Origin of the sequence: Limosilactobacillus coleohominis 101-4-CHN (genome assembly GCF_000161935.1) — a bacterium.
GTDB classification, from domain to species: Bacteria; Bacillota; Bacilli; order Lactobacillales; family Lactobacillaceae; genus Limosilactobacillus; species Limosilactobacillus coleohominis_A.
Genome location: NZ_GG698802.1, coordinates 264,810 through 290,211, shown reverse-complemented (window position 1 = coordinate 290,211; position 25,402 = coordinate 264,810). Strand labels below are relative to the sequence as shown.

Genomic DNA, 25,402 nt, shown 5'->3' with positions numbered 1-25,402 from the left:
ATGAATACGATGGAGCGAGCAAGGGTAATCGTTCATATGCGAGTTTCGATTGACGGGAAAATAGATGGCCCGTTTGAGCAGCAAGAAGCTGCTAAACCATCAAGTAGGTATTATTCCAATGAGTTATTTAAATTGAGTCCCGCTAATGCTAATGGAATCACAACAGTAAAAGCTTATGCTGCTAAGGGCCATCCTGATTTGAGCCAATTTGACGGCTCACAATTAGAGTATGAAGATTGGGTCCCCCAAGGTTTTCATGCTGAAACCTATGATATAAGCTTTGATCGTCATGGCCGTGCAGGCTGGGAACGTAATTATTTTGAGTATGGGGGAAAGAAAAGTCGAGCAATCGAAGTGCTAACTAAACAAGCGTCTAAAGCGTATTTAGCATTTTTGCGGTCAATGGAAATTCCGTACTTGATTTGTGGCGAGCGAGATCTTGATTTACATGAAGCATTAGTGAAGTTAAAGCGGTACTTCGGCTTAGACGCAATTGCATTGTGTGGTGGTGCAACAATTGATGGTGCCTTCCTGCAGGCAGGTTTAGTTGATGAAATTTCATTGGTTGTTGCCCCATTTGTGAGTGGTGACAATGCAACCCAATCATCCTTTAATACACTGGGCAAATTTACTGATGAGCAATTTGAATTTAAATCGGCAACTAAATTGGCAGACGGTGGGGTTCACTTGATCTTTACTAAGCATGATTAGAGCTGGTTGGAGGTAATCTTGATGAAGAATGTTTTAGTTGTTGGTGCACATGGCCAAACCGGACGTCAAGTAGTAGCACAATTGAAAGAAAATGCTGCTTTTAAACCGATTGCTGGTGTGCGGAGTCAATCACTGGTTAAAGAATTTACTGACCAGGGGGTTGAAGCGCGGCTAGTTGATGTTCGTCAGCCAGTTGCTGAAATCAAAAAGAGTCTTGAGGATGTTGACGCAATTGTTATTTCAATCGGTGGTGGCTGGATGATTGATCTTGATGGCAAGGTTAAGGTCTACCAAGCCGCCGAACAAGCGGGAATTAAGCGGGTAGTCCTGGTAAGTGCGGGGGCAATCCAACACTTTCATGATGAAAAGAAGCTAGAATGGATGAGTCAGTGGGAAGAATACAGTGCAGCAATGTACTACGCTGACCTGCTATTGCGGCAATCTAGCCTGGACTACACGATAGTTCGTCCCGAAAACTTGACGAATGAACCAAAGACCGGGAAAATTACGGTGGGTGATTACCTGCCACACAACTATACTAGCCGTGCCAATGTTGCGGCCGTAATTGTCGCTTCGCTTGAAAGCGATAATGCAGTTCGAAAAGCCTTTGATGTTGAGGATGGCACAACACCGGTTGGTCAGGCAATTGATGAAATATAAAATCCTAGTAAAATATTAACAAGGAGGAATTGCCATGCAAGAATTACATTTAACCCAAGAATGGGACAAGGTCTTCCCGAAGAGTGATAAAGTTGATCATAAGAAAGTAACCTTTACCAACCATTTCGGTATTACCCTGGCAGCTGACCAGTACACGCCGAAAGACTACGAAGGCAAGTTGCCGGCCTTAGCCGTGGCAGGGCCATTTGGGGCAGCCAAGGAGCAGTCCAGTGGCCTCTATGCCCAGACAATGGCAGAAAAGGGCTACTTGACGATTGCCTTTGATCCCTCATTTACCGTGGAAAGCGGTGGCGATGTCCGCGACGTCTTCTCACTAGACATCAATACCGAAGACTATCAAGCCGCCGTGGACTACCTGAGCAACCTGGATAACGTGGACCCTGACCGGATCGGAATTATCGGAATCTGCGGCTGGGGCGGTATTTCATTAAATGCTGCTGCGATGGATCCGCGGATTAAGGCTACTGCTGCTGTGACCATGTACGATATGCCGCGGGTCGGTGCCTGGGGGTACTTTGATAAAGGGACTGCCGATGACCGTTACGCAAGCAAGAAGCAAATTGCTGAACAACGGACCAAGGAATATGGCAGTAAGAATCTAGCTAATGCCGGCGGATGTTATGACTACCCAGCTCCTGATGACCAACCGGATTTTGTTAAGCAATACAGTGCTTACTATAAGACCAAGCGTGGTTATCATCAGCGTTCAGTGAACTCAAATGCTGGTTGGGTTTTGCAAAGTCAAACAGGATGGATGAATACTAAAATTTTGGTTCACCCTGAAGACTTAAAGAATGCTGTTTTAATCGTACACGGTGAAAAGGCCCACTCTCCTCGCTACATGGGTGAGGATACCTTCAAGAAGCTGACGGGTGATAATAAGGAATTATTGATTGTACCAAATGCCACGCATACTGATCTATACGATGGTGGTGACCATGACTATATTCCGTTTGCTAAAATTGATCAATTCTTTAAGAAAAACATCGGCTAGTCATTCGGATATTATTTTTAATTCAAAGTAAATGCGGACGTTGTTCAAATAAGAACAACGTCCGTTAGTGTTTTTTAGGAACTGATATAGTATAATAAACTTGCTGTTTATATTCACCGAAGTTTTAATAAGGGGGAATTGCCATGCAATACGCAGAAAAATCGCCGGCTTTATGGGAAGCTATTCATCACGAAGAACAACGTCAGCAAGAAACAATTGAATTGATTGCTTCAGAAAATATTGTTTCGGATGCAGTTCGCGCTGCCCAAGGTTCGGTCCTCACTAATAAGTATGCGGAAGGCTATCCAAATAAGCGTTACTATGGTGGTTGCCAATATATCGACCAAGTCGAACAATTGGCTATCGACTACGCTAAACAGTTATTTGGCGCTGAATTTGCTAATGTTCAGCCTCATTCTGGATCCCAAGCCAATATGGCAGTTTACCAAGCCCTATTACAACCAGGTGATACGATTTTAGGAATGGGGATGGATGCTGGTGGGCATTTAACCCATGGTTCCAAGGTTAACTTTTCCGGTAAGATTTATCAATCGTATGGCTATGGGCTAAATCCAGAAACGGAAGAGCTGGATTATGATGCAATTCGGGAGCTGGCGGTAAATATTCAACCGCAGTTAATCGTGGCAGGGGCATCTGCCTACAGTAAAATTATTGATTGGCAGAAGTTCCGGCAAATTGCGGATGAAGTCGGTGCTTATTTAATGGTTGATATGGCGCACATTGCCGGATTGGTAGCAACGGGGATGCACCCGAATCCAGTTCCAGTAGCGGATGTAGTCACTACTACAACCCACAAGACTTTACGGGGCCCGCGTGGTGGAATGATTTTGAGTAAATCACCAGAAATCGGCCAAAAGATTAATTCAGCGCTTTTCCCAGGAATTCAAGGTGGACCGCTGGAACACGTGATTGCTGGTAAGGCGCAGGCCTTTTATGAAGATTTACAACCAGAATTTCATGATTACATTGCCCAAGTGGTTAAAAATGCGGCGGCAATGGCGGATGAATTTAATAAGTCCGCCAATGTTCGGGTAGTTTCTGGTGGTACTGAGAACCATTTGCTGGTCCTTGACATTACCGACACTGGTTTAACGGGTAAGGATGCCCAAGCATTACTGGATAGTGTTAATATCACTACTAACAAAGAAGCAATTCCAAATGATCAACGAAGTCCATTTGTAACGAGTGGATTGCGAATTGGTACGCCTGCAGTTACTAGTCGGGGCTTTAAGGAAGCCGATGTCCGAAAAGTAGCCGATTTAATTGTCCAAATGTTGAATGAACCGGATGAAAAAACCAAGCAGGTAGTTCGGGATGGAGTTCAAGAGCTGACGGCAAAGTATCCAATTAACTAAAATCTAAGAGAGAGTTAGTCATGACGAGAAAAGAAGAAGCGTACGAGTATATCCGGGGTGAGATTGTTCATAACCAATTCCGGCCCAATGAAGTAATTTCCGAAAATCAAATTACAGATAAGTTGAATATGAGTCGGACACCAGTTCGGGAGGCACTAAAGCAACTCGAAGCGGATGGCTTAATAGAAATGCGCGGTCGTGAAAATGTGGTTGCTCCACTAACTGTAGATGCAGTGCAAGAGGTATATGAATTACGGAGCTTATTAGAAACTTTTGCGTTAAAAAAGACCATTAATCTGATTCCAATTGTTAAGTTAAATGAGTTGGAAGAGGCCTTTGAGCGGGCTGCTGCTAAAGAAGACTGGGATGAATACTTACAAGTTGATACTGATTTTCACGAGTTAATTACCCATATTGCTGGGCATCCTCGGTTAGCGCAGTTTCTCAGTATTTTAAAGGCACAAACGGCACGGACGCGCCACGTTAGTTCCTATAATCCTAATCGGATGAGTCGTTCATTAGAGGAACACAAGGAAATTATCAAATGGCTTCGTCAGCGTAATCTGGATGAAGCTGAAAAAGCGCTGGCCTATCATTTGCAACGGGTATATGATTCAGTCCGTTCTTATTTGAATTATTTAAATGACTAGAAAAGAGATTTAGTATGTTTGCAATTCCATCGTTTGGAACCATTTTTTATTTAATCGCTGGTGGGGTCGTTGCCGGAATTTTAGCCTCAGCAGCTTCATTTGCTTCTCTGGCATCGTATCCGTTGTTGCTTAGTGTAGGGGTGCCACCAGTATTAGCCAACGTTACAAATGACGGGGCCTTGATCTGGGGAAGCCTGGGATCCATTTTAGGTTCGTTGCGCGAGTTACATGGTTATTGGCGACAAGTTTTATACTATGCATTTTTTACGGTGATTGGTTCTGCCATCGGTTGTTGGTTACTACTGGCGTTTCCGAGTTCAATCTTTGAAAAAGTTGTACCATTCTTTATTCTGATTGCCGGAAGTTTGGTATTAGTATCAGGTAAACATCATCCTAATCCGCAACGTCAACATACTGTCTGGGAGCAGGTTTTCTATACTATTTGTCTGGTGTTAGTTGGGATTTACGCTGGATACTTTGGTGCAGCCAGCGGAATTGTTGTTTTAGTACTGTTAACATATTTGACTGAAGAAAAGTTTATCGTGGTGAATGCACTGAAAAATGCGGTGGGGGCATTTACCAACCTCGCGGCATTGCTCATTTATGCGTTTACCTCGCACATTTTATGGTGGGATGCTATCCCCATGGCGATAGGGATGTTCATTGGTGGCTACCTAGGACCAATTGTTGTTCGCCATGTCTCTGCAAAGCTGATGCGGTGGATTATTGCAATTCTGGCGGTTACCCAAGCATTGATTTACTTTAAACAAGCTTATTTTTAATTATAATAACGAACGACGTTTTGCTGGTAAATATCGGCGAAGGGTCGTTTTTAATTTAGTGAAATTTTAAGGAATTATCGCATTAAATCAATTGATGACGCTAAACTTTGTGAAAGTTACCACAAAAATTGTGAAAAAGGGTTGAATTATAAAAGAAGTTTGTTAGTATATTGCTTGTATACAAGTTGTCGACAAACTGTATTTATTGTGAGAAAGGTTATTGTTACACCATATTTGCATTCATAGTTAATTTAAAATCATTATCTAATCTCAGGGGGACAGATTATGAATATCGGCAGTGCAATTGTTAAGACGTTCACTAGCCAAGCGATCGTTAGCGCAATTACTTCAACCATTTTTATTATTTTACTTGGGTTCTTTTTACGGAAGCGGGGCGTCTTTGGTCCAAACTTCGGTAAGGTGTTAACCAAGGTTGTATTATCAGTTGCCATTGCGGCACTATCCTTTAATTCCTTTATGCAACCAATTAATGAAAAGTCTATGCATCAAGGAATTGGAGTTTTGATTTGGGGATTTGTAATTTACATTCTCTTAATTTTCATTTCACCACTGCTTTACTCTGGTCAAAAGCGTGATCGGAAAGAAGTAATGGGAATCTTAACGACGTTCGGTTCCACCACTTTCTTTGGGATTCCGATTGTTGGGGCCATTTATGGTGCAGAAGGGGTTCTTTACAGTTCCATTTTTAACATCGGTTACCGGATCTTCCTTTACTCCTACGCTTACATTAAGATGTCCGGATTAAAGATGGAAAAAGACAACATCAAGAAGATGTTTTTAAACCCAATCGTGATTGCTACCTTACTTGGGTTCATTCTTTGGTTGATTCAACCACTGATGCCAACAATTACGGTTCCATTGATGAAGAATGGGGTTGCCGCTGGTGGAATGACTCAAGTGGCTTTCTACCGGATTGATCAAACTGCGGTTTGGCTTTGGCGTCCACTAAACTACTTATCATCACTTGCTTCACCATTGGCATGGTTAGCTATTGGTTGTACTTTAGGTTCAATTTCTATTAAAGAAGCAGTTACTAACAAGCTTTCTTGGTACTACTCATTCAACAAGGTTATCATTGTTCCATTACTAAACTTGGTAATCTTGTTGATCTTAAACGCAGTTCACATCTTGCCATTAAACTATGTTGCCATTGCAACAGTTGTTATTATGATGGCAACGCCAACGGCAACGGTGGCAGCAGCATATGCGATTAGCTACGATCGTGAAGCGGTCTTGACTTCTAATGCATCGTTGCTATCAACCGTCTCGGCAGTTGTTATGATGCCAATCTGGATTGCCTTGTTAGGAATTCTCCAATCAGCAGGTATTTTCCACTAAGATTTAAGTATTTAAGAAGGGAAGCATCATCATGAAAATTGTTTGTTATGGGGTTCGACCAATTGAAGAACCATACTTTGAAAAATTAAACAAGTATGACTTTGACTTAAAGTTAGTGACTGAGTTTCTAACTGATGACAACGTCGATGAAGCCAAAGGCATGGATGCAATTTTAATCCGGGGGAACTGTGCTGCCTCAGCTAAGAACCTGAAAATCTTTGCTGAAGATTACGGAATTAAGTACGTCTTTACGCGTTCCGTGGGTTATAACCACATCGATTTAAAGGCCGCTAAGGAATTAGGGATTCAAATTGCTCGGGTACCTAATTACTCACCATATGCGGTTGCTGAATTAGCAATGACCTTGGGAATGCAATTGTTCCGCCATACTAGTATTGCAACTACTGACAGTGCTGCTGGAAACTTCAAAGTAACGCCAAATCTGTTCAGCAAAGAAATCCATTCATCAACGGTGGGAATTATCGGTGCTGGTAAGATTGGGACAGCCGAAGCACGGTTGTATTCTGGAATGGGGACAAAGGTTCTGGCTTCGGACTCCCATCCTTCTAAGCAAGCAGCAGAATACGTGGAATTTGAACCATTGGATGATGTTCTGGCAAAAAGTGATATTGTTTCCGTTCATATTCCATATTTCCCTGGTGAAAACGAAAACTTCATTGATGTAGATTTTTTAAAGAAGATGAAGAAGTCAGCCATCTTAGTAAATACTGCGCGGGGTGAAATCGCTGATACTAAAGCTATTGTAGAAGCGGTTAAGAATGGTGAAATTGCTGGCTATGCTGGTGATGTTACTGTAGATGAAAAGGACATTATGGGCCATCAATTTGATTCTGTAGATGACATTCCAAATGCAGACGTTCGTGATCTAGTCAAACTTTACCCAAAGGTGCTCTTAACACCACACATGGGTTCATTTACTGAACCGGCTCTGGAAGATATGATCTCAATTAGTTTTGAAAACTTCCACGAAACCTTCACAACCGGAACCAACAAGAATGTTTTAGAATATGAAGGCTAATCCAAAAAAAGCAACTCATCAAAAAATGGGTTGCTTTTTTATTTTTATCTTTACGAACACGTGTTTAATATAATATAATTCTATTTGAACAAACGTTCGCGAGGTGAGGAAATGATTACACAAGAAGAACCGGCGGGAGTATTTGCTTTTATTGACAATAAGTCCTTTTACGCCACCGTAGAATGTACCGAACGCGGGCTCGACCCACTAACTACGCCCTTAGTCGTGATGTCTGAAGCGGCTAATACCGGCAGTGGATTAGTTCTTGCTTCATCCCCAATGGCTAAGCAGCGCTACCACATTACCAATGTAAATCGCCGCCGTGATTTGCCAGATGATCCAGATTTAATCGTGGTGCCACCACGCATGAATTTATATATTGAGAAAAATGCTGCAGTAAATCGAATTTTTAATGAGTATGTTGCCGATGAGGATTTAATGCCATATTCAATTGATGAATCATTACTAGACCTAACTCACTCCTGGCGGCTTTTTGGCAATAATATTTTAGCGGTTATTCGCCAAATTCAACAGGAAGTGTTAGCACGAGAACAATTAGTTTTGACGGTTGGTCTAGGCAATAATCCACTCCAAGCCAAAATCGCTTTAGATTGCTATGCCAAGCATAATCGGGAGTTCATCGGGGTAATTACTAACCAGACGGTTCCTAGTAAAATTTGGCGCATCCCCAATTTAACGGATATTTGGGGGATTAATCATCGTACTGCAGCCCGGTTAAATCGTTTAAATATTTATACAGTTGATGATTTAGCCCACGCTGATCCGTTTTATTTAAAGGCGCAGCTCGGTATCATGGGAACACAGTTGTATGCTACGGCGTGGGGAATCGACCGAACTCAAATGATGCAGCAGGTAAAAACTCGTCATCAGAGTATCGGTAATTCTCAAGTATTACCCCGTGATTATCACCAACGAGCAGAAATTGAAGTTGTTTTAAAAGAAATTGGGGCGCAAGTGGCGGCAAGATTACGAGCACAAAATAAACAGTGTCAGGGTATTCACTTATTTGTGAGCTATTCAATGAATGTGGTTGATGAAAATGGCCAGACTGGTTTTGCCCATTCATTAAAATTACCAGTATCGACAGCCGAAACTAATCAGATTAATGAGCAGGTAATCTGGTTATTCGAGAAATATTGGGATGGTCATACTGCCGTTCGTCATTTAGGGGTTGCTTGTACCAGACTATCTAGCCGCATGGGTGAACAATTAGATCTTTTTCATTCTCACGTGACGGAGCGCCTTCAGTTAGAAGATACGATGGATGAATTACGTCATCGGTTTGGAAAAACATCAATTATGCGGGCGTCAAGCCTGGAGAAGGGGGCAACTTTTATTGCAAGAAGTAAATTGGTAGGTGGTCACAGTGGTGGACAAAGTTTGGACTAAAAAAGCCGGCCAAAAAATTATTGGTCAGCTCGATCGACATTTTAAAAACAATATTGTGCAGGTTCGTTACTGGATCATCGTTAATTACTATGCACCCAAAACCGGCTATACTTTCTTTTTTAATATTCGTCGCCCACACCATTTTACGAGGTCAATTCCCCTTGGCCAGGTAAGTGACTGTTCCTTCGACGAGTTAATCATTATTTTGAATGAAATTCGGACTAAATACCACTTTACATTTGTTTATTATCATTTTAGTCGTAAAGAGCAACGGAGATTAAGTCAGGAGGTTAATCAATAATGCGCTATTACAATGATCAAAAAGCATTCCAAGTAGCGGAAAATTTTTTTAAATATTACTACCACGATCGAGGCAAGATGAAGTGGGGCGGATTTATCCTCTCCGAACATCGGAAAGCAATTCGTGATTTTCATGACGAACAATTTGACTATGGGAGACGCGAACAACAAAAGTCAATTAGTCAGTAACCTTTGCCACCAATTTTCCAGTAACTTGGTGATCCTTAATTAATTGCAGCCCATGTTTGATTTTATTAAATGGAAGGACGCACTCAATCAGAGGATTAATTTTACCATCACTAAGAAGTGCTAATACTTCAGAGTTCATATGGCTCAGATCAGCTTGTTGAAGAGGGTTATCTGAACCATGCGCACCACCTAGGTTAACCGTTGCTAAAGTTAAGGCATGATCAAACATTAGATCTGCATCAATTTCTGGAACGTCTACAATCGTTACTAATGTGCCGTTGTATGCTAGCCGGTGTAGATCACGTTCGGCCTCTATTTTGCCAACTGTATCAATAATTAAATCAACTCCCCGGCCGTCGGTAAAATCAGTAATTTTTTGATCAACATTTTCGGATTGGTAATCAATAATTGCGTCAGGGTTAAGCTGACGGACAAACGGAATTTTCTTTGTCGAAACCGTAGTTAAAACCTGTAAGCCGTGTAATTGGGCGAACTGAATCGCTAAACTCCCAACGCTCCCGGCACCACCATGCACTAAAACGGTTTTTACGTTAGTAAGATTAGGTTTTCGGTTAATGGCTGTATAAGCGGTTAAGGCCCCACAGAGGAGGGCTGCCGCTTGCTCATAACTAACGTTTTCTGGCAACTTCGCCAGTTAATATTCTGGAACACTCACGTATTCTGCAAAACAACCTGCTTTAAAAAGGTTACCGTGTCCTGAAACTCGATTGCCAACCTGCCAGTCATTAACTTGACTACCAACTGCGACAATTTCTCCTGCAACATCCAAGCCGAGCGGGTGAGGGTATGTCCAACTATCAATTCCGCTGTCCACAATTTTATAGTCTACGGGATTCAAACCGACAGCATGGACTTTAACTAAGACTTGATTGTCCGTAACGGTTGGCATAGGTACATCCATAATTTGTAAATCTTTAATACTATGACAATTACTATCTGGAACAACTAATGCTTTCATTTTTTCTCCTTACAATAAAATAAAAAGGACCTTGATAGCGGATAGAACAGTCCACCAAGCCCCTTTTATGAAAGTAGTATGTCATCTGTTAATTATATTAACATGGTAACGCTTTCAATACAACGCTTTAATTACATTTAATTTTTGATTTTTGTAGAGTATCACCAATCATGTATCCTAAACCAGTTGAGATTCCAATGATGAGTGTTCCCTTAAGAATTTGAATTGCTTCATTTTTCATGATGAATCCCTCCAAACTAGGAATAAATTCAAATTACAAAATAATTTTACCAAATGTTTCCATCATTATTACAAAGTGATTACAAACTTAAAGAAAGCTTTATGAATTAAGATAATGTGAAGATTAGCGTAGTTGCAAAGATAACTGATTATGCTAATCTAAAAATAGTTTTAGCAGAAGAGGGATTAATTATGTTTAAAACAGAATATACATTAGTACTAATCAAACCAGATGGAATTCAAAGTCACCATCTTGGCGAAATTATTACCCGAATTGAACGGAAAAACTACCAGATTGCTGCGCTGGAAATGATTAAAGCATCTGAGGATCAGTTACGACGTCATTATTCTGATAAAGTTGACCAAAGTTTCTTTCCAGAATTAATTCATTATATGCAGGAAGGACCAATTGCCGGAATCGTGGTTGCTGGCACTAATGTTGTGAAAGAAATTCGTAAAATGGCAGGCGCAACTAATCCTGGAGATGCAACCGTTGGGACAATCCGTGCTGACTTTGGCCGTGAGTGGCCGGACGGCGTGATGCGCAACGTAGTTCATACTTCTGACAGCGTAGCTAATGCTCAACGAGAAATTCAAATTTGGTTTCCAGAACTAAATTTGCCAAAATAAAAAAGGTTGGTCCAATATGGCCCAACCTTTTATAAATTGATTACTAGTTTCACGTGGCTAATTGTAAAAATAGTATCAATTATTAAAACTGAATATTGATATTCAGCGGCTAATATTATTCTACTAACAAGGATCGGGGAAGAGCCTTGCCAGGTGGCTTTATATCTTTACCACGATAGATATAATACAACCATACACATTTAAAATAAAGTCAAAAACTAAAAAAACTCCAATTTTTTTGTGAGAATTTAATGAGAAGAAACTAAATTAAGTCTAGCTGTCAATTATCTTGCGTTAAAATAGTCATTAATGAAGGAATTTAAGCTTAAGAAACGAAGGGGATTTTGATTATGGAAGTAGCAGTTCAACGCGATGGCTTAACCTTACGGGGAGTTCTAGAGGGAACCGACTATCTAAAAAATCAGCAAGTGGCAATTCTTTTCCATGGGTTTCAAGGAAACCGCGGCTATCAGCAAGGACAATTACTATACGATTTGTCAGCAACGCTAAACGCTGCCGGAATACCAACCCTCCGCTTTGACTTTGCTGGTTGTGGGGAAAGTCAGGGACAATTTGTTGAAATGACAGTTTTGAGCGAAATCTTAGATGGAATGCAAATTATTGATTTTGCACGTTCTCAAATGGGGGCTAAACAAATTTATCTGATTGGTCATTCACAAGGCGGAGTTGTCGCATCAATGTTAGCAGGTTACTATCGTGATATCGTTAACAAATTAGTACTTTTGGCACCAGCAGCTACTCTGAAGGATGATGCCTTAAAGGGCGAATGTCAGGGAACTCATTATGATCCCAACCATATTCCATTGGAAATTAACGTTCACGGTCAAGCGGTTGGTGGGCAATACTTTAGAACCGCTCAATTATTACCAATTTATGAGACAGCCCAACATTTCACAAAACCAGCATTATTGATTCATGGCCTGGCTGATCAAGTTGTCTCCCCCGAAGCCGCACGTAAATATAACGTAATTTTACCGCAGAGTCAGTTACACTTATTGCCTGATGAAGATCATATGCTGGAAGGGCAACGTTTACCAGAGATTAAACGGTTAGTGACTAATTTTATAAAGGAATGATTGACTTTTATAATTTACACACGTAAACTTTGCAATGAGGTGAACATATGAGTAAAAGTTTAGAAATTAGTCCAGCTGAATGGCAAGTTATGCGAATCGCGTGGACATTGGGCAGGGTTACCAGTACTCAAGTAATCGACATTTTACAGCGAAAGGTTGATTGGAAACCCGCAACCATTAAGACACTCTTACGACGATTAGTGCAGAAAAATGTTTTGAAAACTACGCAACAGGGTCGCCATTTTATCTATGAACCGTTGGTGGCAGAACAGGAAACGATGAACACCGCTGCTGATGAATTGTTTTCCAGTCTTTGTGAGATGCATGTCGGATCAACGTTAGTGCATGTGATTAAAGAACATCAACTTAGCCAATCTGATATCCAAAAATTGCAAACCTTATTGAAGCAAAAGGCACAAACAGCGCCCGAAATGGTTGATTGTAATTGTGTTCCCGGCGAACGTTGTGACTAAATTCCATTAAATATACAATACCCCCATGGTTAATGACAATAAAACCATGGGGGTATTTCATTAATATTAATGCCGATTTTTCCATCGCTTATGGAGTGCTGAAATGACTAATATAACTGCTACAACCACTGCTAATAGCCATCCACCGACGCCTAATTTATAAATGAAACGATCACGACTGCCAACTACGAGGATCGACGATGATAAAACGAGCGAAGCTAACATAATAACAATTAACAATCGATTCATTAACTGATCCAAGCGGTCGAATACTTTCTTTTGACCGAGGTAATGCAAATTCACTCGTGCTTCACCACTAGCGATTTGGTCAAGGGTGCGGGTCATTTTTTGTGGCAATTGCGAAGCCGCTTCAAATCCGTGGTACATTGTGCCGGCGTGGTCAATCAACGCTTCCTTAACATTAAAGTGTTCCTTGAAATAGTTCCAAGCAAATGGTTGTGCAACTTGCATCATTGAGAGATCAGGATCAAGTTTGGCAATGGTCCCTTCTAAGGTTCCAAACGCCTTGAAAAGAAGGGTAACTTCTGGTCGTAGTTGCAAGTGGTTATCACGACAAAGTTGGGTAATTGAATAAAGAAACTTAGGAATATCAATCGTTGCTAGTTGGGCATTCAAGTATGGGTGAATAAACACGCCAAATTCACGAATGAATTTTGATTCGTCCACTTCACCGGTACGATTGCAGACGTTAAGAACCGCTTTACTAATCCGGTAGTTATCCTTTGTGGTGAGGGCGACAATAATTTCTGCAATGCCATCTGCCATTGTATTAGATAGGGTTCCCATCATTCCAAAGTCTAGGTAAACCAATCGGTAGGGCGGTAATACTTGATTAGTACTAAATTGAATTGTTGTATTACCAAACGATTTTTCATATTCATGGCTGGGATTACTTTGCTGTTTGGTAACAGTGTGGAAAAGGATATTACCGGGGTGAGGATCGGCATGAAAAAAGTGATCCTCAAAAACTTGTTTAATAAAGTTTTTAACCAGCACCTGCGCAACATTTTTCCGCGTTGCAGTTAATTGTTCAGCAGCTACGGGATCATCAGGAAGTGGTTTGCTCATTAAAGTCTTAATGCTTTTCCCAGGCATGGCTTCATTTACTAAAATTTTTGGATGACACTCTTTCAGATAAACCCGGGGAACTTCAATAATGCCTTCACCATTATTAAGCCGATAAAACTTTTCACCATTTTCTGCTTCATGCAGGGTGTTAACCTCACTTAACAGCGATGCAGCCAGTTGGTCCATTACGGCATCAAAATCAACTACACTGAGGTCACCGGGAACATATTTGAGAAGGCGGATAGCCTTTTTAAAGAGTGCAAGGTCCACCTTAATTAACTGACTAACCGCGGGATGCTGAATCTTAACAACTACTTTGGTGCCGTCTTCTAAACTTGCATAGTGACATTGCCCGACAGAAGCGGATGCGAAGGGATGATGTTCAAAAGTTTTAAATGCTTGATCGATCGTTTGGCCCGTTTCATTAAGAAAAATCTGGGCAACCGTCTCATAATCATCAGCTGGAACCTTATCTTGGTGAGTGCGCAAAGCCCTGATGTAGTCCGGAGAAACGAGGTCAGGCCTGGTTGAGAGCATCTGACCTAGTTTAATGAAGGTTGGACCTAATTCTTGAAAGGTTGCTAAAACTTCATCTGGATTAGTCTGATGATAAAAATTACTGATAAAAGAATGACGACGAAGGATTCCCATGATTTCCCGTAATCGTTCAGCCTGTGATATTTGTGTTGCCATTTAGTCTTCTCCTTATGAAAAAATCGCACCACCAATTATGGCAGTACGATTAAGGTTCACCAGTGGTTTTATTCAAGGTTTAATTCGTAAGCGACCCGTAAGTCATCATCAGATGGCCCAGTGTAAACCTTTCCGCGTTGAACGAATCCAAAGTCTAACACAAGGTTGTGAACCCGGGCATTCTTTTCATGAGTTGAAATCCGCAGATCACGAACACCATGACCGTAGGCGATTGAAATTAAAGTTGACATGATATAGCGAGCAAAGTGCTTACCACGGTAGCCACTTGAAATGGCAATTCGGTTGATTGTACCAAATGGGTGACCAGCATGGTTCCACTTACCATCAACGATGTAGGCATAATGAGTATCACCTTGGAGCATCAAAGTTCCAGTACCGACAATTGTATGTCCATACATCAATAGGTAACAGGAGTCAGCTTCAATGTCCTGTTGCATACTCAGCTTGGAAGGGTAACCCTTTTGCCATTGGTCACTTCCATCTTCCTTTAGTAATTGCCGAGCATTTTCAATAATTTCATAAACTGCGTCCAAGTCATCGAGAGTGGCTTTACGCATGTAAATTGGTTCTCCCATGTCTCATTCCTCCTGTTAAATAAATTAACTTAGTTAAATTATAGCGACCTTTTTGTTTAAATTACACCATCAATCAAGTAGATTATTTATTTTTGTAAAAACAAATTTCAATTAAGTTTTGATCGGGATCGCGGAGATAAAGGGAAGTCATGTCGCCCTCCGCCCCCTGATTAGGCTGTGGTTCCGCAATCACATCAACATAATAAGACTTGAGGTGATGTAAAACATCTTCAGGATCATCTCCAGAAACCAAGCAAAGATCAACTGACCCTGGAGTCGGGTGGGCGGCCTGTAACTGTTCCTTTGGGCGGTCAGTTGGTTGTAAACGGATCAACTGGTGACCACAACGTAAGGTAACCACATGTTCATGCTCATTATTTTCAGTCTGGTCTTCAATAACAGGCATATCGAAAACCTCATGATAGAAACGGCGAGAAGCCTCAAGGTTACTTACTGTTAACACAATATGATCAATTCTGCGCATTTTCATATTTTTAACACCTCGTTTATAAACTCATTCACAATTGTAAAATAAAAATAATTGATTGTGAAGATTTGAAAAGGTAAATTTCTAATTAAAAAGCAAATAATACTTTGTTTTATTAAATAAGTAATCGCTTTCAGCATTAAAATGTCAAAAAATAAGACAATATCAAGGCATTGATACGTTTTTTTCCGAATAACTGACGACACTTATCTAAATCAGTCGTATAATGTTATTGAAGCATTTATAGACATTTTATTTTTATATAGAGGAGCGAAAAATAATGTCAAACAAAAAACAAATTGGCCTGGCCAGTTTGGTCCTGATGGTCTTTACGACCGTGTTCGGGTTTGCCAACTCACCAGTTGCCTTTTACCAAATGGGTTATGCTTCCATTTTCTGGTACGTTGTTGCAGCGATCTTCTTCTTCCTGCCAGCAGCTTTAATGATTGCCGAATATGGTTCAGCAATGCCGAATGCCGAAGGGGGAATTTTCTCCTGGCTGGAATTCTCAGTTAGTGAACGGTTTGCCTTCGTTGGAACCTTTATTTGGTTAGCCAACTGGCTAATCTGGATGGTTTCCACATCATCAAAGATTTGGATTCCGATGTCATCACTAATCTTTGGTTCCGATAAGACGACAACTTGGGCATTCTTTGGCTTAACCGCCACCCAATTCGTCGGTATCTTAGCAATTCTGTGGATGGTAGTATGTACTTTTACTGCATCCCACGGGGTTGATAAGATTCAAAAGATTGGTTCTCTTGGTGGGACCATGGTTTCAATCATGTCTGCACTATTTGTTGTAATTGCCATTGTAATTTGGATTGCACAAAAGGGCATGGTTCTGGAACCAATTCATGGTGTGAAGAGTTTCTTCATTTCACCAAACCCTAACTTCCAATCCCCAATTGCACTACTTTCATTCGTTGTTTATGCCATCTTTGCTTATGGTGGGATTGAATCAATGGGGACTTTGACTGACTCTATGAAGGACCCAGCGAAGACGTTCCCTAAAGGGATGGTTATTTCCATGATTGTAATCACGGTATTGTACTCATTTATGATCTTCTTCTGGGGTGTCTGCACCAACTGGCAACAAGTGCTGAGTGGTAAAGACGTTACCTTAGGGAACATTACTTACGTTATGATGAACAATGCCGGGGTTGTAATGGGAGATGCCTTAGGCCTTTCTCATGGGACCGCATTGATTATTGGTAATGTTTTGACCCGGTTTGCCGGTTTAGGAATGTTCTGCGCATACGTTGGTTCATTCTTCGTTATGGTTTATTCACCACTGAAGGCCTTAGTTCTTGGTTCTGACAAGCGCTTATGGCCAGAACGGATGACTAAGCTTAACAAGCATGGAATGCCATCATTTGCAATGTGGATTCAATTCTGGGTGATTGCCATCTTGATTTTCGCAATTTCATTTGGTGGTTCTGGTGCCCAAAAGTTCTATCAAATTTTGACGAACATGGCCAACGTTGCATCATCTGCACCATACTTGTTCATCGTAGGGGCCTTCCCATTCTTTAAGAAGCGTCAAGGAATTGATCGTCCATTCGTCTTCTTTAAGTCACAAGCTTTAGCTAATGCGATTTCAATCTTTGTGTTCTGTGTTGTTGCCTTCGGGATTATCTTCACTTGTCTGAACCCAATCTTGACTGGCGATTACCAAACAGCATTCTGGACAATCTTTGGTCCGGTCTTCTTTGGTCTGGTTGCTTTATTCTTCTACAACCATCAAGCAAAGAAGCACCATGTTGCTAACACAAACGAAATTAACAAAGGCTAAAATAAAATTGCTTCACAAAAAGCCTGGCCGTAGTGGTCAGGCTTTTTCGTTTTTAGGATTGTGGTAAATTACGTACTGCTCTGATGTTTGCCAGGGGGATTTGATACTGTTGCTGGGGATTTTGATGATCAATAAACGTTGCTGTCCCAGCCAACCAGTTAATTTGCATCAAATGGGTTTTAATAGTTTCATAAAACCCCGATTCAGCATTGAAATAATTGACTTCAACTGGAGATTGCTTACTGAGTTTGTTGAGCGACTGGCGGATTTCAAGTGCTTGTTGTCTGGTTTGATACTGTTTATTTTTGTAATGTTGTGCAGTTTGATCAATCAAATGATGATAGCCAGTTAATGCGGAGAAGGGGGCAAATTGGCCTGCTCGATCATGCTGGCTCATCGGTAAGTGAGCTTTTGACTGATGACGTGGGAGATCCATAATGTCTTGATAACGTGATGTATCCGAAAATAAGTGGTGTTCGATAATATCTTTTTCGTGATCCATTAGATATGATGCCCTCCAATTTGATTATTCCGTTCGCGCGCCGTAGATTCCGGCAAAAGATCGGAACCATGCATGATGATATTTTTATTCCCGGTATCTTGTTGTAATTTAACAATAAGTTTTTGTAATTTATGGTCTTGATGGCGTTTAACCTTGGCAACTCGATCCTCCTTCACCGCCTGGTCGACATTTGAGAAAAGGTCGGTTTGTTCATACCGTGCTTCTTGCTCTGCAACAGCTACTGAAGTAAGGTTATGGGCAATCAACGTGAGTTTGCGAATCAATAAGTGTGGATTGACCGTCCGCTTAAATAATTCTCCGTATATTTCGCGGAGTTCTTGTGCGGAGTCCGTTAACGATCGTAATTGATATTTAGCATGATCCGGTTTGGGGGTCTTACGTCCATAGAAATCCTCACTAATCGCGCCACTATAATTATTAGCATATGTTAAACTTTGCACGTCGTACTGGATGACGATTTCAACCGAATCGGTCATCATGCCGCGTTTAACCAATGTTAATGCTAAATCATCCGCCATTCCACTAACGATAATCCGAGTTTCCTTAGGCTTATAAGGACGCATCAAGACTTGCCCAGAATAAATACCATGTTCGTCTGAAGTGTACGACTTAATATCAGCAATGGTTGCTGATTCAAAGCCCCAGGCGTGATCAATTAATAGTTCCGCATTTTTGCCAAATTCACGGTAAAGAACTTCTTCATTCATTGGATCAGAGAGCTTTCCTAAAGAGCAACGAGCAATATCTCCCATCGTATGTAAGCCAAGTTTTTCTAAGCGCTTAGCATATCCCTTGCCTAAACGCCAAAAATCCGTAAGTGGGGTGTGGGCCCAGAGATAACGTCGGTATTGCTTTTCATTCATTTGGGCGATTCGCACGCCATCTTGATCACCGGGGATTCGTTTGGCCACAATATCCATCTCAATTTTCGCTAAGTATAGATTGGTACCAATACCTGCAGTCGCCGTAATTTTTGTTTCTGCTTGAATTTGCTGGATGATCGTTTTTGCTAAATCATGGGCAGAAACTTGATGCTCATGGATGTAGTCGGTCACATCCATAAAAACTTCGTCAATCGAATAAACGTGAATGTTTTGCGGTTTGATATATCGTAAATAAATTTCATAAATTTTGGCCGAAACCTGCATATAGTATTCCATCCGTGGCTTGGCAATTTTGAAGGCCACCCGAAGGTTTGGCGACTTTAATAACTTACCACGGTAGATGGATGAGTGATCGGACAGATGGTGATAAGTTGCATGCTTAGCACGTTCCCGATTAATTTCGTGAATTCGTTGGCGAACTTCAAACAAACGCGGCCGTCCTGGAACGCCAAATTTTTTTAAAGCAGGCGAAACAGCCAGACAGATGGTCTTATCGGAACGAGAAGCATCCGCAACCACTAGGTTAGTATTGAGCGGATTTAAATTTAAAGCGGCACACTCAGCGGAAGCATAGAATGATTTTAGATCGATTGCTAAAAAGGTTCGCGCATCCATGATATTAATCCTTTCGTTATATTAGGTACTAGTATTATACCGAATCACGTACAAAAGAACAAATGTTTGAGGTGGGAATGAGTTGAAATTTAATTTAAAAAGGTTCAAAATTAACTAACGAATAGTAAGAAAAGGAGCGTTCATTATGAAAACGACAATTTTATTATTTCACCCTCACATGGATCAATCGCGGGTCAACAAAGCACTAGCAGAAGCTGCCAAAAAGGCCGGCTTTGAAGTTCGTGATATGTATGCTTTATATCCAGACCTTAAAATTGATGTTCCTAAGGAACGCCAAATTCTGGAAAACACTGATCGAATTGTGTTCCAGTTTCCTGTTTATTGGTACTCCAGTCCAGCATTGGTTAAGCAATATGAAGATGATGTATTCACTGGTAACTGGGCATACAATGGTGGCAAAGCGCTTCTCGACCACGAATGGTTGCTTGCGGTTACTCCAGGGGCTGATAAGGATGCGTATGCCAAGGATGGCCGGGTTCATTACACAATGCCAAGCTTGCTACGACCATACCAAGCAACCAGTATTTTAATTAAAACTAAGTTCATGACGCCGTTTATCAGTTATAATGCTTCCAACATGTCTGATGCTGAATTAGCACAGCGGGCACAAGCGTATGTTGAATATCTTCAACAACCGAAATTGCAACTTGCCGAACGATACGGAGATAGTGAAAAATAGTGATTTATGAAAAAAGGACCCGAGAGTTCGGCTTTACCGAGCAATCGAGTCCTAATTTTTAGTGATATTTTCTTGCCGCTCTCGACGGTATTCGATCAATTTGTAGATTGCAAGCCCAACAACGATAATCAGTAATGCCGCAATAATTCGTTTCAAATCACCCTTGATGATGGCGTCGCCTCCAAATGCATACAGATAAGAAGTGGGAAGCATTCCGATAATCACCATTGCTAAGAAACGTTGTCGAGAAACTTTCATTTGGACCACTGCATAGTTAACGAGCGCACTGGGGATTACCGGGATCATGTAACCCATGGTTAATGCGATGAGCGGATGTTTGGTGTCTGTTAAGTGTTTAAGCGAACGACTGTGCTTAAACTTATCAGAAAAGTGAATGTGGGTAATTAGACCCGCCACTAAGCAGTTACCAGTAACATTGCCAATCCAATTAATTAATAGTCCAACAATGGGGCCATAGCAGACCCCGGTAAAAATACAGACCACTGAATTTGATAAACCGGGAATTGCATTCATCATGGCAATGATAACGACAAGCATTCCCATGTCGCGGTATGAGTGAGCGCGAATTAAATGCAACAGTTTGGTTTGATTATGGTGGTTGTAGTGTAAAATGAGGTTCAATTCTGGCTTGAAATCATGATAGATGCCGACTAATGCTAATACGATAAAGATGATCGCAATACTAATCAGCAGTGTTTTGCTTACGTAGCGGGGACGGTGATGTTCCTGATTTGCTTTCATTTCAATTCGTTCCTTTGGTTTTGTCTTATCATTTGATGATACAACTGAACGAGGGTTTGCCGCAAGCGGAGATCATGCGCATAGAGGTAAGTTCCTTTAACCCCTCGTTTCATGATCACGTTCAAAGCATTTAACAACATCCGTTCTTCAAGAGCGTGAATCTCTTGAGGATCAGATAAATCTGACCGCTTTTTAAATGCTTCCACATCCGTAAACTTATCAAGGTGGATCGCAAGTTGATTACTGGATGGTTTTTGACTAAAAATTGGTCCAATGATGATTCCAGCATAGTTTAGATCAAAGCCTTGACAGGTATAGATTGAGCCAACTTCATTAATGGTTTCTGGAATTTCTGCCCATGGGGTGGCAGTAAAGTTATATTGATCCCAGGGCATCTTAAAGCGTCCTTCACAAATATAATGTTTCCCGCCATCGAGTGTGGAAGGATATCCGGATGTCGAAAGAATTCGAGAAAGGCCGACCTCGTTGTTTCGTCGTACAATGGCCTGTCGCATTTCCTCAGCATCATCGTAAATCCGGAAATCGTAATGCTCGCGACTATTAAGAGGTAATGGTTTGATCTGACCATCAGTGAAATTATTCATCCATTGAACTAATTAATCACTAGCAGTCATTCGAAATTGATGCTTGAGGCGATACTCATCGTGAGGATACTGGTTAACCAGTTTTTGCAATCGTTCAGGTGTCCAGAGACTTTTCATGCGTAATACCTGGTAACGGTCGAACACAATAATAACGATTCGTGATCGTTTAATGATTTCTGCTAATTGATTATTATAATAAAAGTTATTGTAATGATCAGGTTTCGATAGTAAGAGATGGGCTTCGTCAATCACGGCGACATCAATAGCTTGATGCAGTTTATCTAGCTGGTTAATAAAGGATGTCGGACGCATGAAGTCTTTTTTGAGCAGATGGGGCTGTCCACCAGCAATTTCACGATAAACTTTTAGAATTTCGGGATGATTAACTAAAAACTTATTGCGTGTTTGGTAAAGTGGACTAGTTGAATCTGTTCGCGCAGCAATTTGAAGTTCATTAAAAAGGTGCGAAAGAACCACACTTTTGCCAGTACCGGCATCACCGTAGATTGTAAAAATCGCTGGGGTATTTGAGCTTCGAGGTGCTCAGTTGTAAAGTTCATAATTTGCTGAATTAGCGCACTTTGCTTACTTGTTAATGGCTTGAGTGGAGAAAGCTTCTCCGTTGCTTCATTCTTCACAGTATTTACTCTTTTCTAAGATTAATTAGGTTAATGCTAACGAGAAAATCTGTCCTCGTCAATTAATGATGGCAGTTAGATGGTAATCTTTCCTCACCATTTGGTTTCACATCGGCAAAACATGTTGTAGAATAAATTAAGAATACTTTAGAGATGGATTAAGTTAAGGAGTGGGGTACATGAATCTTCATCCAGATTATCTTTTAAATGAAGTCGAAGAGCCTGCAGACATCAAAGGGATGTCACTGGATCAATTGCACGAGTTAGCAGACGAAATGCGTCAGTTAATTCTCGAACGTGATGAAAAAATTGGGGGTCACGTGGGACCAAACTTAGGAATTGTGGAGACTACTCTTGCCTATCACTATGTTTTTGATTCACCACACGATAAGGTGATTTGGGATGTGTCACACCAGTCCTATCCACACAAGATGTTTACGGGACGGGCACAAGGCTTCTTAGATCCTGATCATTATGAGGACGTATCCGGGTTTACTTCACCTGAAGAAAGTGACCATGACTTTTTCCAAGTTGGTCACACCTCAACATCAATTGCTTTGGCAGTTGGGATGGCGGAATCACGAGATTTAAAGCATAAACATGAAAATGTCGTTGCAATTATTGGGGATGGTTCTTTAAGTGGTGGTTTAGCTTTTGAGGGTCTCAATAATGCTTCTAAGCTCCACTCCAACCTGATTATCGTGGTCAATGATAATAATATGTCGATTGACGACCATAACCAGGGTGGTTTATACCAAGGACTTAAAGAATTGCGAGAAACTGCTGGTCAATCCGCTAACAATATCTTTAAGTTTATGGGGCTTGATTATCGTTATGTTCCCGATGGTAACGATCTAAGCGCCATGATCAAAGTCTTTGAAGATGTGAAGGATATCGACCACCCAATTGTTCTACATGTTCATACGTTAAAGGGAGCTGGTTATCAACCCGCTATTGATAATGAAATGGCTTACCACTGGCGTGGCCCATTCAATGGTCAAACTGGTGAAAGCACCACTCCACAACCAAAGGAATCATACAGTGAAGCTGTGATTGACGAACTCCTGAGTGAAATTAAAGACGGAACCAATATTGCAGCTATTAATGCTGGAATCCCAGGTATGTTTGACTTGAAGCGTTTTGAAAAGGCTTACCCAGAACGGTATTTTGATGTCGGAATTGCTGAACAGATGTCGGTTACGTCTGCGGTTGCAATGGCCCAAAATGGTGTCCGTCCGGTGGTCTTTGAAAGTAGTACCTTCTTACAACGGGCTTATGACCAATTAATCCACGATGTTGCTTTGAATGATGCTCCGGTGGTAATGATTGTCCGGGGTGGGACCATTTCCAGTGAATCAGCGACCCACCAAGGGACGTTCGATATTTCATACATTAGTTCATTGCCAAACATCGAATATTTGGCACCAACGAGCGTAGAAGAAATGATCTCGATGCTCAAATGGGCCATTAGTCAAACAGACACCCCAGTCGTTATCCGTCAACCTGAACGGAAGTTGCTTCATCGACCAGCAACGCAAACTGACTATAGTATCATTGATTATGAAATTGCTCATCAAGGGAGTGAAGTAGCCATTTTTGCTGTTGGTGATTTCTGGCAATTAGGTGAAGATGTTCGGCAAGAATTACAGAAGAAACTTAACATTGATGCAACATTGATCAACCCAAAAACGGTAACGAATATTGACCAACAAGACCTTCATCATTTGCAAGAAGATCATGATATTGTTGTAACGTTGGAAGACGGCAACCTGTCAGGCGGTTTTGGTGAAACGATTGATCGTTATTATAGTGCTAGTGAAATGAAGGTGCTCAACTTTGGTGCACCCCGTGAATTTTCTGACAATGTTCCTTACGACGTCTTAGCGGAATGGTACCATTTGACTCCAGAACTGATTGTTGATGATATTGAAAAGGTTGTTCATCAAATTTAGTAACATCAAAAGGAGGTTAATCGTTTGTGAGATTAACCTCTTTTCATTTGGATTATAATTTGTTGAACGAAGGCTGCCGAACCGAAAGCCAAAACAATGGTTGCTCCCCATAAACTAAATAAAACTAAGTATGGGTGAATAGTTGCGAATTTTACTAAGTGAAGCCCTCGCCAAAGCAGTTGTTCCCAGAAGACATTACTGAGGTAGGCCAGATAGGCGAGATCAGCGGAGTAGTGGAAGAAGTGCTGGATTGCTAAGTGGTGATGAAATTGGTTACTCAGGGAGAGTGTGGCGACTAATTCAATTACCATTAAGCTGTAAATGGCGGTTGATGGCTTATAGTAAGAAGCATTGACTAAATTAACCGGCCAGCCATACTGCCGTAATTCATGATTATACTTAACAAAGGTGATGGCGAGAATTACCAGAAGGATGGGCCAAAAACGGAAAATCCAGTGATTAAATTGCCGCCGATAGTTCCATGCTAGAACACCATAGATAGCATAGAGAATGAAACTAATAAATAAACGGTCAGTGAGATACCAGTAGGCTTCACCGGGTTGGTGGAATACGTAACTGTTGTAAATGCCAAGCCAGACGAGGTACAAAACGGCGGTACCAATAAAAACGGCCCAGCCTTTCCAAACGTTCTGTCCCAACCACAGGTGGAGTTGCCAGAAAAGTGGTACCAGCAAAGCAAACTGGAGCATCATTGTGTTGTACCAAAGGTGAGGAGCCGCATTGCCATTAATGAATTGCCAGAAAAAGGTCAAGATATTATGCCAGCGGAAGCGTTGCTGGAGGTTCGGCATAATTAACAGGTAGATTAACGACCAAATAATCGTCGGCAGAAAAAGAGAAAGCCCAATATTGCGATAATAAGCACGAACATCAAAGTAGCCTAGTTCACTGTGTTGGCGAATGTCAGTATATAAAATCCCAAATATAAAAGCCGGTGCCGTGTACTTAATTAAATTATAGATGCTCCCTAAATTGGTTTGCAGGTGGGGCGACTGATCATGGATTAATAGATCAATAACTGGTTGTCCGATGACGGCGACACAGGCGAACACCTTTAAATAATCACCAATATCACCACGAAGATGAGAACGAGCAGACTTATTCACATGAATCATTCTTTCTAAAATGAAGT

At 41.2% G+C, this 25,402-nt stretch carries 24 protein-coding genes and 2 pseudogenes; 17 read left to right on the top strand and 9 right to left on the bottom strand.

Annotated elements, in window-relative coordinates:
- Positions 1-9 precede the first annotated feature (9 nt).
- From HMPREF0501_RS01540 to HMPREF0501_RS01490, 11 genes are all read left to right on the top strand, one after another.
- On the top strand, positions 10-711 hold the full coding sequence (locus HMPREF0501_RS01540) for a dihydrofolate reductase family protein (protein WP_040455570.1): 702 nt from the start codon (positions 10-12) through the stop codon (positions 709-711).
- Positions 712-732: 21 nt separating this feature from the next.
- On the top strand, positions 733-1,371 hold the full coding sequence (locus HMPREF0501_RS01535; RefSeq protein WP_006916033.1) for an SDR family oxidoreductase: 639 nt from the start codon (positions 733-735) through the stop codon (positions 1,369-1,371).
- Between the two features lie 34 nt (positions 1,372-1,405).
- Positions 1,406-2,386, top strand: coding sequence for an alpha/beta hydrolase (locus tag HMPREF0501_RS01530; RefSeq protein ID WP_006916032.1), 981 nt, complete (start codon positions 1,406-1,408; stop codon positions 2,384-2,386).
- 143 nt (positions 2,387-2,529) lie between these two features.
- On the top strand, positions 2,530-3,762 hold the full coding sequence (gene glyA, locus HMPREF0501_RS01525) for a serine hydroxymethyltransferase (RefSeq protein WP_006916031.1): 1,233 nt from the start codon (positions 2,530-2,532) through the stop codon (positions 3,760-3,762).
- Between the two features lie 20 nt (positions 3,763-3,782).
- Positions 3,783-4,412 (top strand): GntR family transcriptional regulator, encoded by a 630-nt coding sequence (locus HMPREF0501_RS01520; protein ID WP_006916030.1) that lies wholly within the window; start codon positions 3,783-3,785, stop codon positions 4,410-4,412.
- A gap of 14 nt (positions 4,413-4,426) precedes the next feature.
- Entirely contained in the window at positions 4,427-5,194 is a 768-nt protein-coding gene (locus HMPREF0501_RS01515; protein ID WP_006916029.1) for a sulfite exporter TauE/SafE family protein, read from the top strand.
- Positions 5,195-5,479: 285 nt separating this feature from the next.
- On the top strand, positions 5,480-6,553 hold the full coding sequence (locus HMPREF0501_RS01510; RefSeq protein ID WP_006916028.1) for an AEC family transporter: 1,074 nt from the start codon (positions 5,480-5,482) through the stop codon (positions 6,551-6,553).
- Positions 6,554-6,584: 31 nt separating this feature from the next.
- The gene (locus HMPREF0501_RS01505; RefSeq protein WP_006916027.1) at positions 6,585-7,592 is read left to right on the top strand and encodes a 2-hydroxyacid dehydrogenase; all 1,008 of its coding nucleotides are present in this window, start codon (positions 6,585-6,587) and stop codon (positions 7,590-7,592) included.
- A gap of 111 nt (positions 7,593-7,703) precedes the next feature.
- The gene (locus HMPREF0501_RS01500; protein WP_006916026.1) at positions 7,704-9,002 is read left to right on the top strand and encodes a Y-family DNA polymerase; all 1,299 of its coding nucleotides are present in this window, start codon (positions 7,704-7,706) and stop codon (positions 9,000-9,002) included.
- Positions 8,983-9,303, top strand: coding sequence for a hypothetical protein (locus tag HMPREF0501_RS01495; protein ID WP_040455566.1), 321 nt, complete (start codon positions 8,983-8,985; stop codon positions 9,301-9,303). The genes HMPREF0501_RS01500 and HMPREF0501_RS01495 overlap by 20 nt, the downstream gene beginning before the upstream one ends.
- The gene (locus HMPREF0501_RS01490) at positions 9,303-9,491 is read left to right on the top strand and encodes a hypothetical protein (RefSeq protein WP_006916024.1); all 189 of its coding nucleotides are present in this window, start codon (positions 9,303-9,305) and stop codon (positions 9,489-9,491) included. Before HMPREF0501_RS01495 ends, HMPREF0501_RS01490 begins: the two co-directional genes overlap by 1 nt.
- Here the strand turns inward: HMPREF0501_RS01490 and HMPREF0501_RS01485 are convergent.
- Positions 9,481-10,470 (bottom strand): annotated as a pseudogene (locus HMPREF0501_RS01485) (zinc-binding dehydrogenase). The gene HMPREF0501_RS01490 and the pseudogene HMPREF0501_RS01485 sit on opposite strands and share 11 nt — an antisense overlap.
- A gap of 432 nt (positions 10,471-10,902) precedes the next feature.
- On the opposite strand from HMPREF0501_RS01485, the gene ndk reads away from it, so the two are divergent.
- From ndk to HMPREF0501_RS01465, 3 genes are all read left to right on the top strand, one after another.
- Positions 10,903-11,340 carry a nucleoside-diphosphate kinase gene (ndk, locus tag HMPREF0501_RS01475; RefSeq protein ID WP_006916022.1) on the top strand — a complete coding sequence of 146 codons (438 nt, stop codon included), beginning with the start codon at positions 10,903-10,905 and terminating at the stop codon, positions 11,338-11,340.
- Positions 11,341-11,690: 350 nt separating this feature from the next.
- Entirely contained in the window at positions 11,691-12,437 is a 747-nt protein-coding gene (locus HMPREF0501_RS01470; protein WP_006916021.1) for an alpha/beta hydrolase, read from the top strand.
- Positions 12,438-12,484: 47 nt separating this feature from the next.
- Positions 12,485-12,910 carry a CopY/TcrY family copper transport repressor gene (locus HMPREF0501_RS01465; RefSeq protein WP_006916020.1) on the top strand — a complete coding sequence of 142 codons (426 nt, stop codon included), beginning with the start codon at positions 12,485-12,487 and terminating at the stop codon, positions 12,908-12,910.
- A 66-nt stretch (positions 12,911-12,976) separates the two neighbouring features.
- Here the strand turns inward: HMPREF0501_RS01465 and HMPREF0501_RS01460 are convergent, their stop codons facing one another.
- From HMPREF0501_RS01460 to HMPREF0501_RS01450, 3 genes are all read right to left on the bottom strand, one after another.
- On the bottom strand, positions 12,977-14,692 hold the full coding sequence (locus tag HMPREF0501_RS01460; protein WP_006916019.1) for an ABC1 kinase family protein: 1,716 nt from the start codon (positions 14,690-14,692) through the stop codon (positions 12,977-12,979).
- Between the two features lie 68 nt (positions 14,693-14,760).
- Positions 14,761-15,288 (bottom strand): GNAT family N-acetyltransferase, encoded by a 528-nt coding sequence (locus HMPREF0501_RS01455; RefSeq protein WP_006916018.1) that lies wholly within the window; start codon positions 15,286-15,288, stop codon positions 14,761-14,763.
- An 82-nt stretch (positions 15,289-15,370) separates the two neighbouring features.
- Positions 15,371-15,778, bottom strand: coding sequence for a VOC family protein (locus HMPREF0501_RS01450; RefSeq protein ID WP_006916017.1), 408 nt, complete (start codon positions 15,776-15,778; stop codon positions 15,371-15,373).
- Between the two features lie 277 nt (positions 15,779-16,055).
- On the opposite strand from HMPREF0501_RS01450, the gene yjeM reads away from it, so the two are divergent.
- A complete protein-coding gene (gene yjeM, locus HMPREF0501_RS01445) occupies positions 16,056-17,570 on the top strand; it encodes a glutamate/gamma-aminobutyrate family transporter YjeM (protein ID WP_006916016.1) in 1,515 nt (504 codons plus the stop codon).
- Positions 17,571-17,622: 52 nt separating this feature from the next.
- Here yjeM and HMPREF0501_RS01440 read toward each other — a convergent pair whose 3' ends face one another.
- The gene (locus HMPREF0501_RS01440; RefSeq protein WP_006916015.1) at positions 17,623-18,072 is read right to left on the bottom strand and encodes a hypothetical protein; all 450 of its coding nucleotides are present in this window, start codon (positions 18,070-18,072) and stop codon (positions 17,623-17,625) included.
- Positions 18,072-19,592, bottom strand: a complete 1,521-nt coding sequence (locus HMPREF0501_RS01435) for a LytTR family transcriptional regulator (RefSeq protein WP_006916014.1) — start codon at positions 19,590-19,592, stop codon at positions 18,072-18,074. The genes HMPREF0501_RS01440 and HMPREF0501_RS01435 overlap by 1 nt, the downstream gene beginning before the upstream one ends.
- 145 nt (positions 19,593-19,737) lie before the next feature.
- On the opposite strand from HMPREF0501_RS01435, the gene HMPREF0501_RS01430 reads away from it, so the two are divergent.
- Positions 19,738-20,292, top strand: coding sequence for an NAD(P)H-dependent oxidoreductase (locus tag HMPREF0501_RS01430; RefSeq protein ID WP_006916013.1), 555 nt, complete (start codon positions 19,738-19,740; stop codon positions 20,290-20,292).
- Between the two features lie 51 nt (positions 20,293-20,343).
- On the opposite strand, the gene HMPREF0501_RS01425 is transcribed toward HMPREF0501_RS01430, so the two are convergent.
- Complete coding sequence (locus HMPREF0501_RS01425) at positions 20,344-21,054, bottom strand: TVP38/TMEM64 family protein (protein ID WP_006916012.1); 711 nt, start codon at positions 21,052-21,054, stop codon at positions 20,344-20,346.
- Positions 21,051-22,297: pseudogene (locus tag HMPREF0501_RS01420) on the bottom strand (DUF2075 domain-containing protein). Before HMPREF0501_RS01420 ends, HMPREF0501_RS01425 begins: the two are co-directional and overlap by 4 nt.
- A gap of 179 nt (positions 22,298-22,476) precedes the next feature.
- On the opposite strand from HMPREF0501_RS01420, the gene HMPREF0501_RS01415 reads away from it, so the two are divergent.
- Positions 22,477-24,249, top strand: a complete 1,773-nt coding sequence (locus tag HMPREF0501_RS01415; protein WP_006916010.1) for a 1-deoxy-D-xylulose-5-phosphate synthase — start codon at positions 22,477-22,479, stop codon at positions 24,247-24,249.
- A gap of 32 nt (positions 24,250-24,281) precedes the next feature.
- On the opposite strand, the gene HMPREF0501_RS01410 is transcribed toward HMPREF0501_RS01415, so the two are convergent.
- Positions 24,282-25,385: an acyltransferase family protein gene (locus HMPREF0501_RS01410; protein ID WP_006916009.1), complete on the bottom strand. Its 1,104-nt coding sequence runs from the start codon at positions 25,383-25,385 to the stop codon at positions 24,282-24,284.
- Between the last annotated feature and the right edge of the window lie 17 nt (positions 25,386-25,402).

Coding starts and splice junctions, on each gene's coding strand:
- HMPREF0501_RS01540 (WP_040455570.1), top strand. CDS start 10: ATGGAGCGAGCAAGGGTAATCGTTCATATGCGAGTTTCGATTGACGGG.
- HMPREF0501_RS01535 (WP_006916033.1), top strand. CDS start 733: ATGAAGAATGTTTTAGTTGTTGGTGCACATGGCCAAACCGGACGTCAA.
- HMPREF0501_RS01530 (WP_006916032.1), top strand. CDS start 1,406: ATGCAAGAATTACATTTAACCCAAGAATGGGACAAGGTCTTCCCGAAG.
- glyA (WP_006916031.1), top strand. CDS start 2,530: ATGCAATACGCAGAAAAATCGCCGGCTTTATGGGAAGCTATTCATCAC.
- HMPREF0501_RS01520 (WP_006916030.1), top strand. CDS start 3,783: ATGACGAGAAAAGAAGAAGCGTACGAGTATATCCGGGGTGAGATTGTT.
- HMPREF0501_RS01515 (WP_006916029.1), top strand. CDS start 4,427: ATGTTTGCAATTCCATCGTTTGGAACCATTTTTTATTTAATCGCTGGT.
- HMPREF0501_RS01510 (WP_006916028.1), top strand. CDS start 5,480: ATGAATATCGGCAGTGCAATTGTTAAGACGTTCACTAGCCAAGCGATC.
- HMPREF0501_RS01505 (WP_006916027.1), top strand. CDS start 6,585: ATGAAAATTGTTTGTTATGGGGTTCGACCAATTGAAGAACCATACTTT.
- HMPREF0501_RS01500 (WP_006916026.1), top strand. CDS start 7,704: ATGATTACACAAGAAGAACCGGCGGGAGTATTTGCTTTTATTGACAAT.
- HMPREF0501_RS01490 (WP_006916024.1), top strand. CDS start 9,303: ATGCGCTATTACAATGATCAAAAAGCATTCCAAGTAGCGGAAAATTTT.
- ndk (WP_006916022.1), top strand. CDS start 10,903: ATGTTTAAAACAGAATATACATTAGTACTAATCAAACCAGATGGAATT.
- HMPREF0501_RS01470 (WP_006916021.1), top strand. CDS start 11,691: ATGGAAGTAGCAGTTCAACGCGATGGCTTAACCTTACGGGGAGTTCTA.
- HMPREF0501_RS01465 (WP_006916020.1), top strand. CDS start 12,485: ATGAGTAAAAGTTTAGAAATTAGTCCAGCTGAATGGCAAGTTATGCGA.
- HMPREF0501_RS01460 (WP_006916019.1), bottom strand. CDS start 14,692: ATGGCAACACAAATATCACAGGCTGAACGATTACGGGAAATCATGGGA.
- HMPREF0501_RS01455 (WP_006916018.1), bottom strand. CDS start 15,288: ATGGGAGAACCAATTTACATGCGTAAAGCCACTCTCGATGACTTGGAC.
- HMPREF0501_RS01450 (WP_006916017.1), bottom strand. CDS start 15,778: ATGAAAATGCGCAGAATTGATCATATTGTGTTAACAGTAAGTAACCTT.
- yjeM (WP_006916016.1), top strand. CDS start 16,056: ATGTCAAACAAAAAACAAATTGGCCTGGCCAGTTTGGTCCTGATGGTC.
- HMPREF0501_RS01440 (WP_006916015.1), bottom strand. CDS start 18,072: ATGGATCACGAAAAAGATATTATCGAACACCACTTATTTTCGGATACA.
- HMPREF0501_RS01435 (WP_006916014.1), bottom strand. CDS start 19,592: ATGGATGCGCGAACCTTTTTAGCAATCGATCTAAAATCATTCTATGCT.
- HMPREF0501_RS01430 (WP_006916013.1), top strand. CDS start 19,738: ATGAAAACGACAATTTTATTATTTCACCCTCACATGGATCAATCGCGG.
- HMPREF0501_RS01425 (WP_006916012.1), bottom strand. CDS start 21,054: ATGAAAGCAAATCAGGAACATCACCGTCCCCGCTACGTAAGCAAAACA.
- HMPREF0501_RS01415 (WP_006916010.1), top strand. CDS start 22,477: ATGAATCTTCATCCAGATTATCTTTTAAATGAAGTCGAAGAGCCTGCA.
- HMPREF0501_RS01410 (WP_006916009.1), bottom strand. CDS start 25,385: ATGATTCATGTGAATAAGTCTGCTCGTTCTCATCTTCGTGGTGATATT.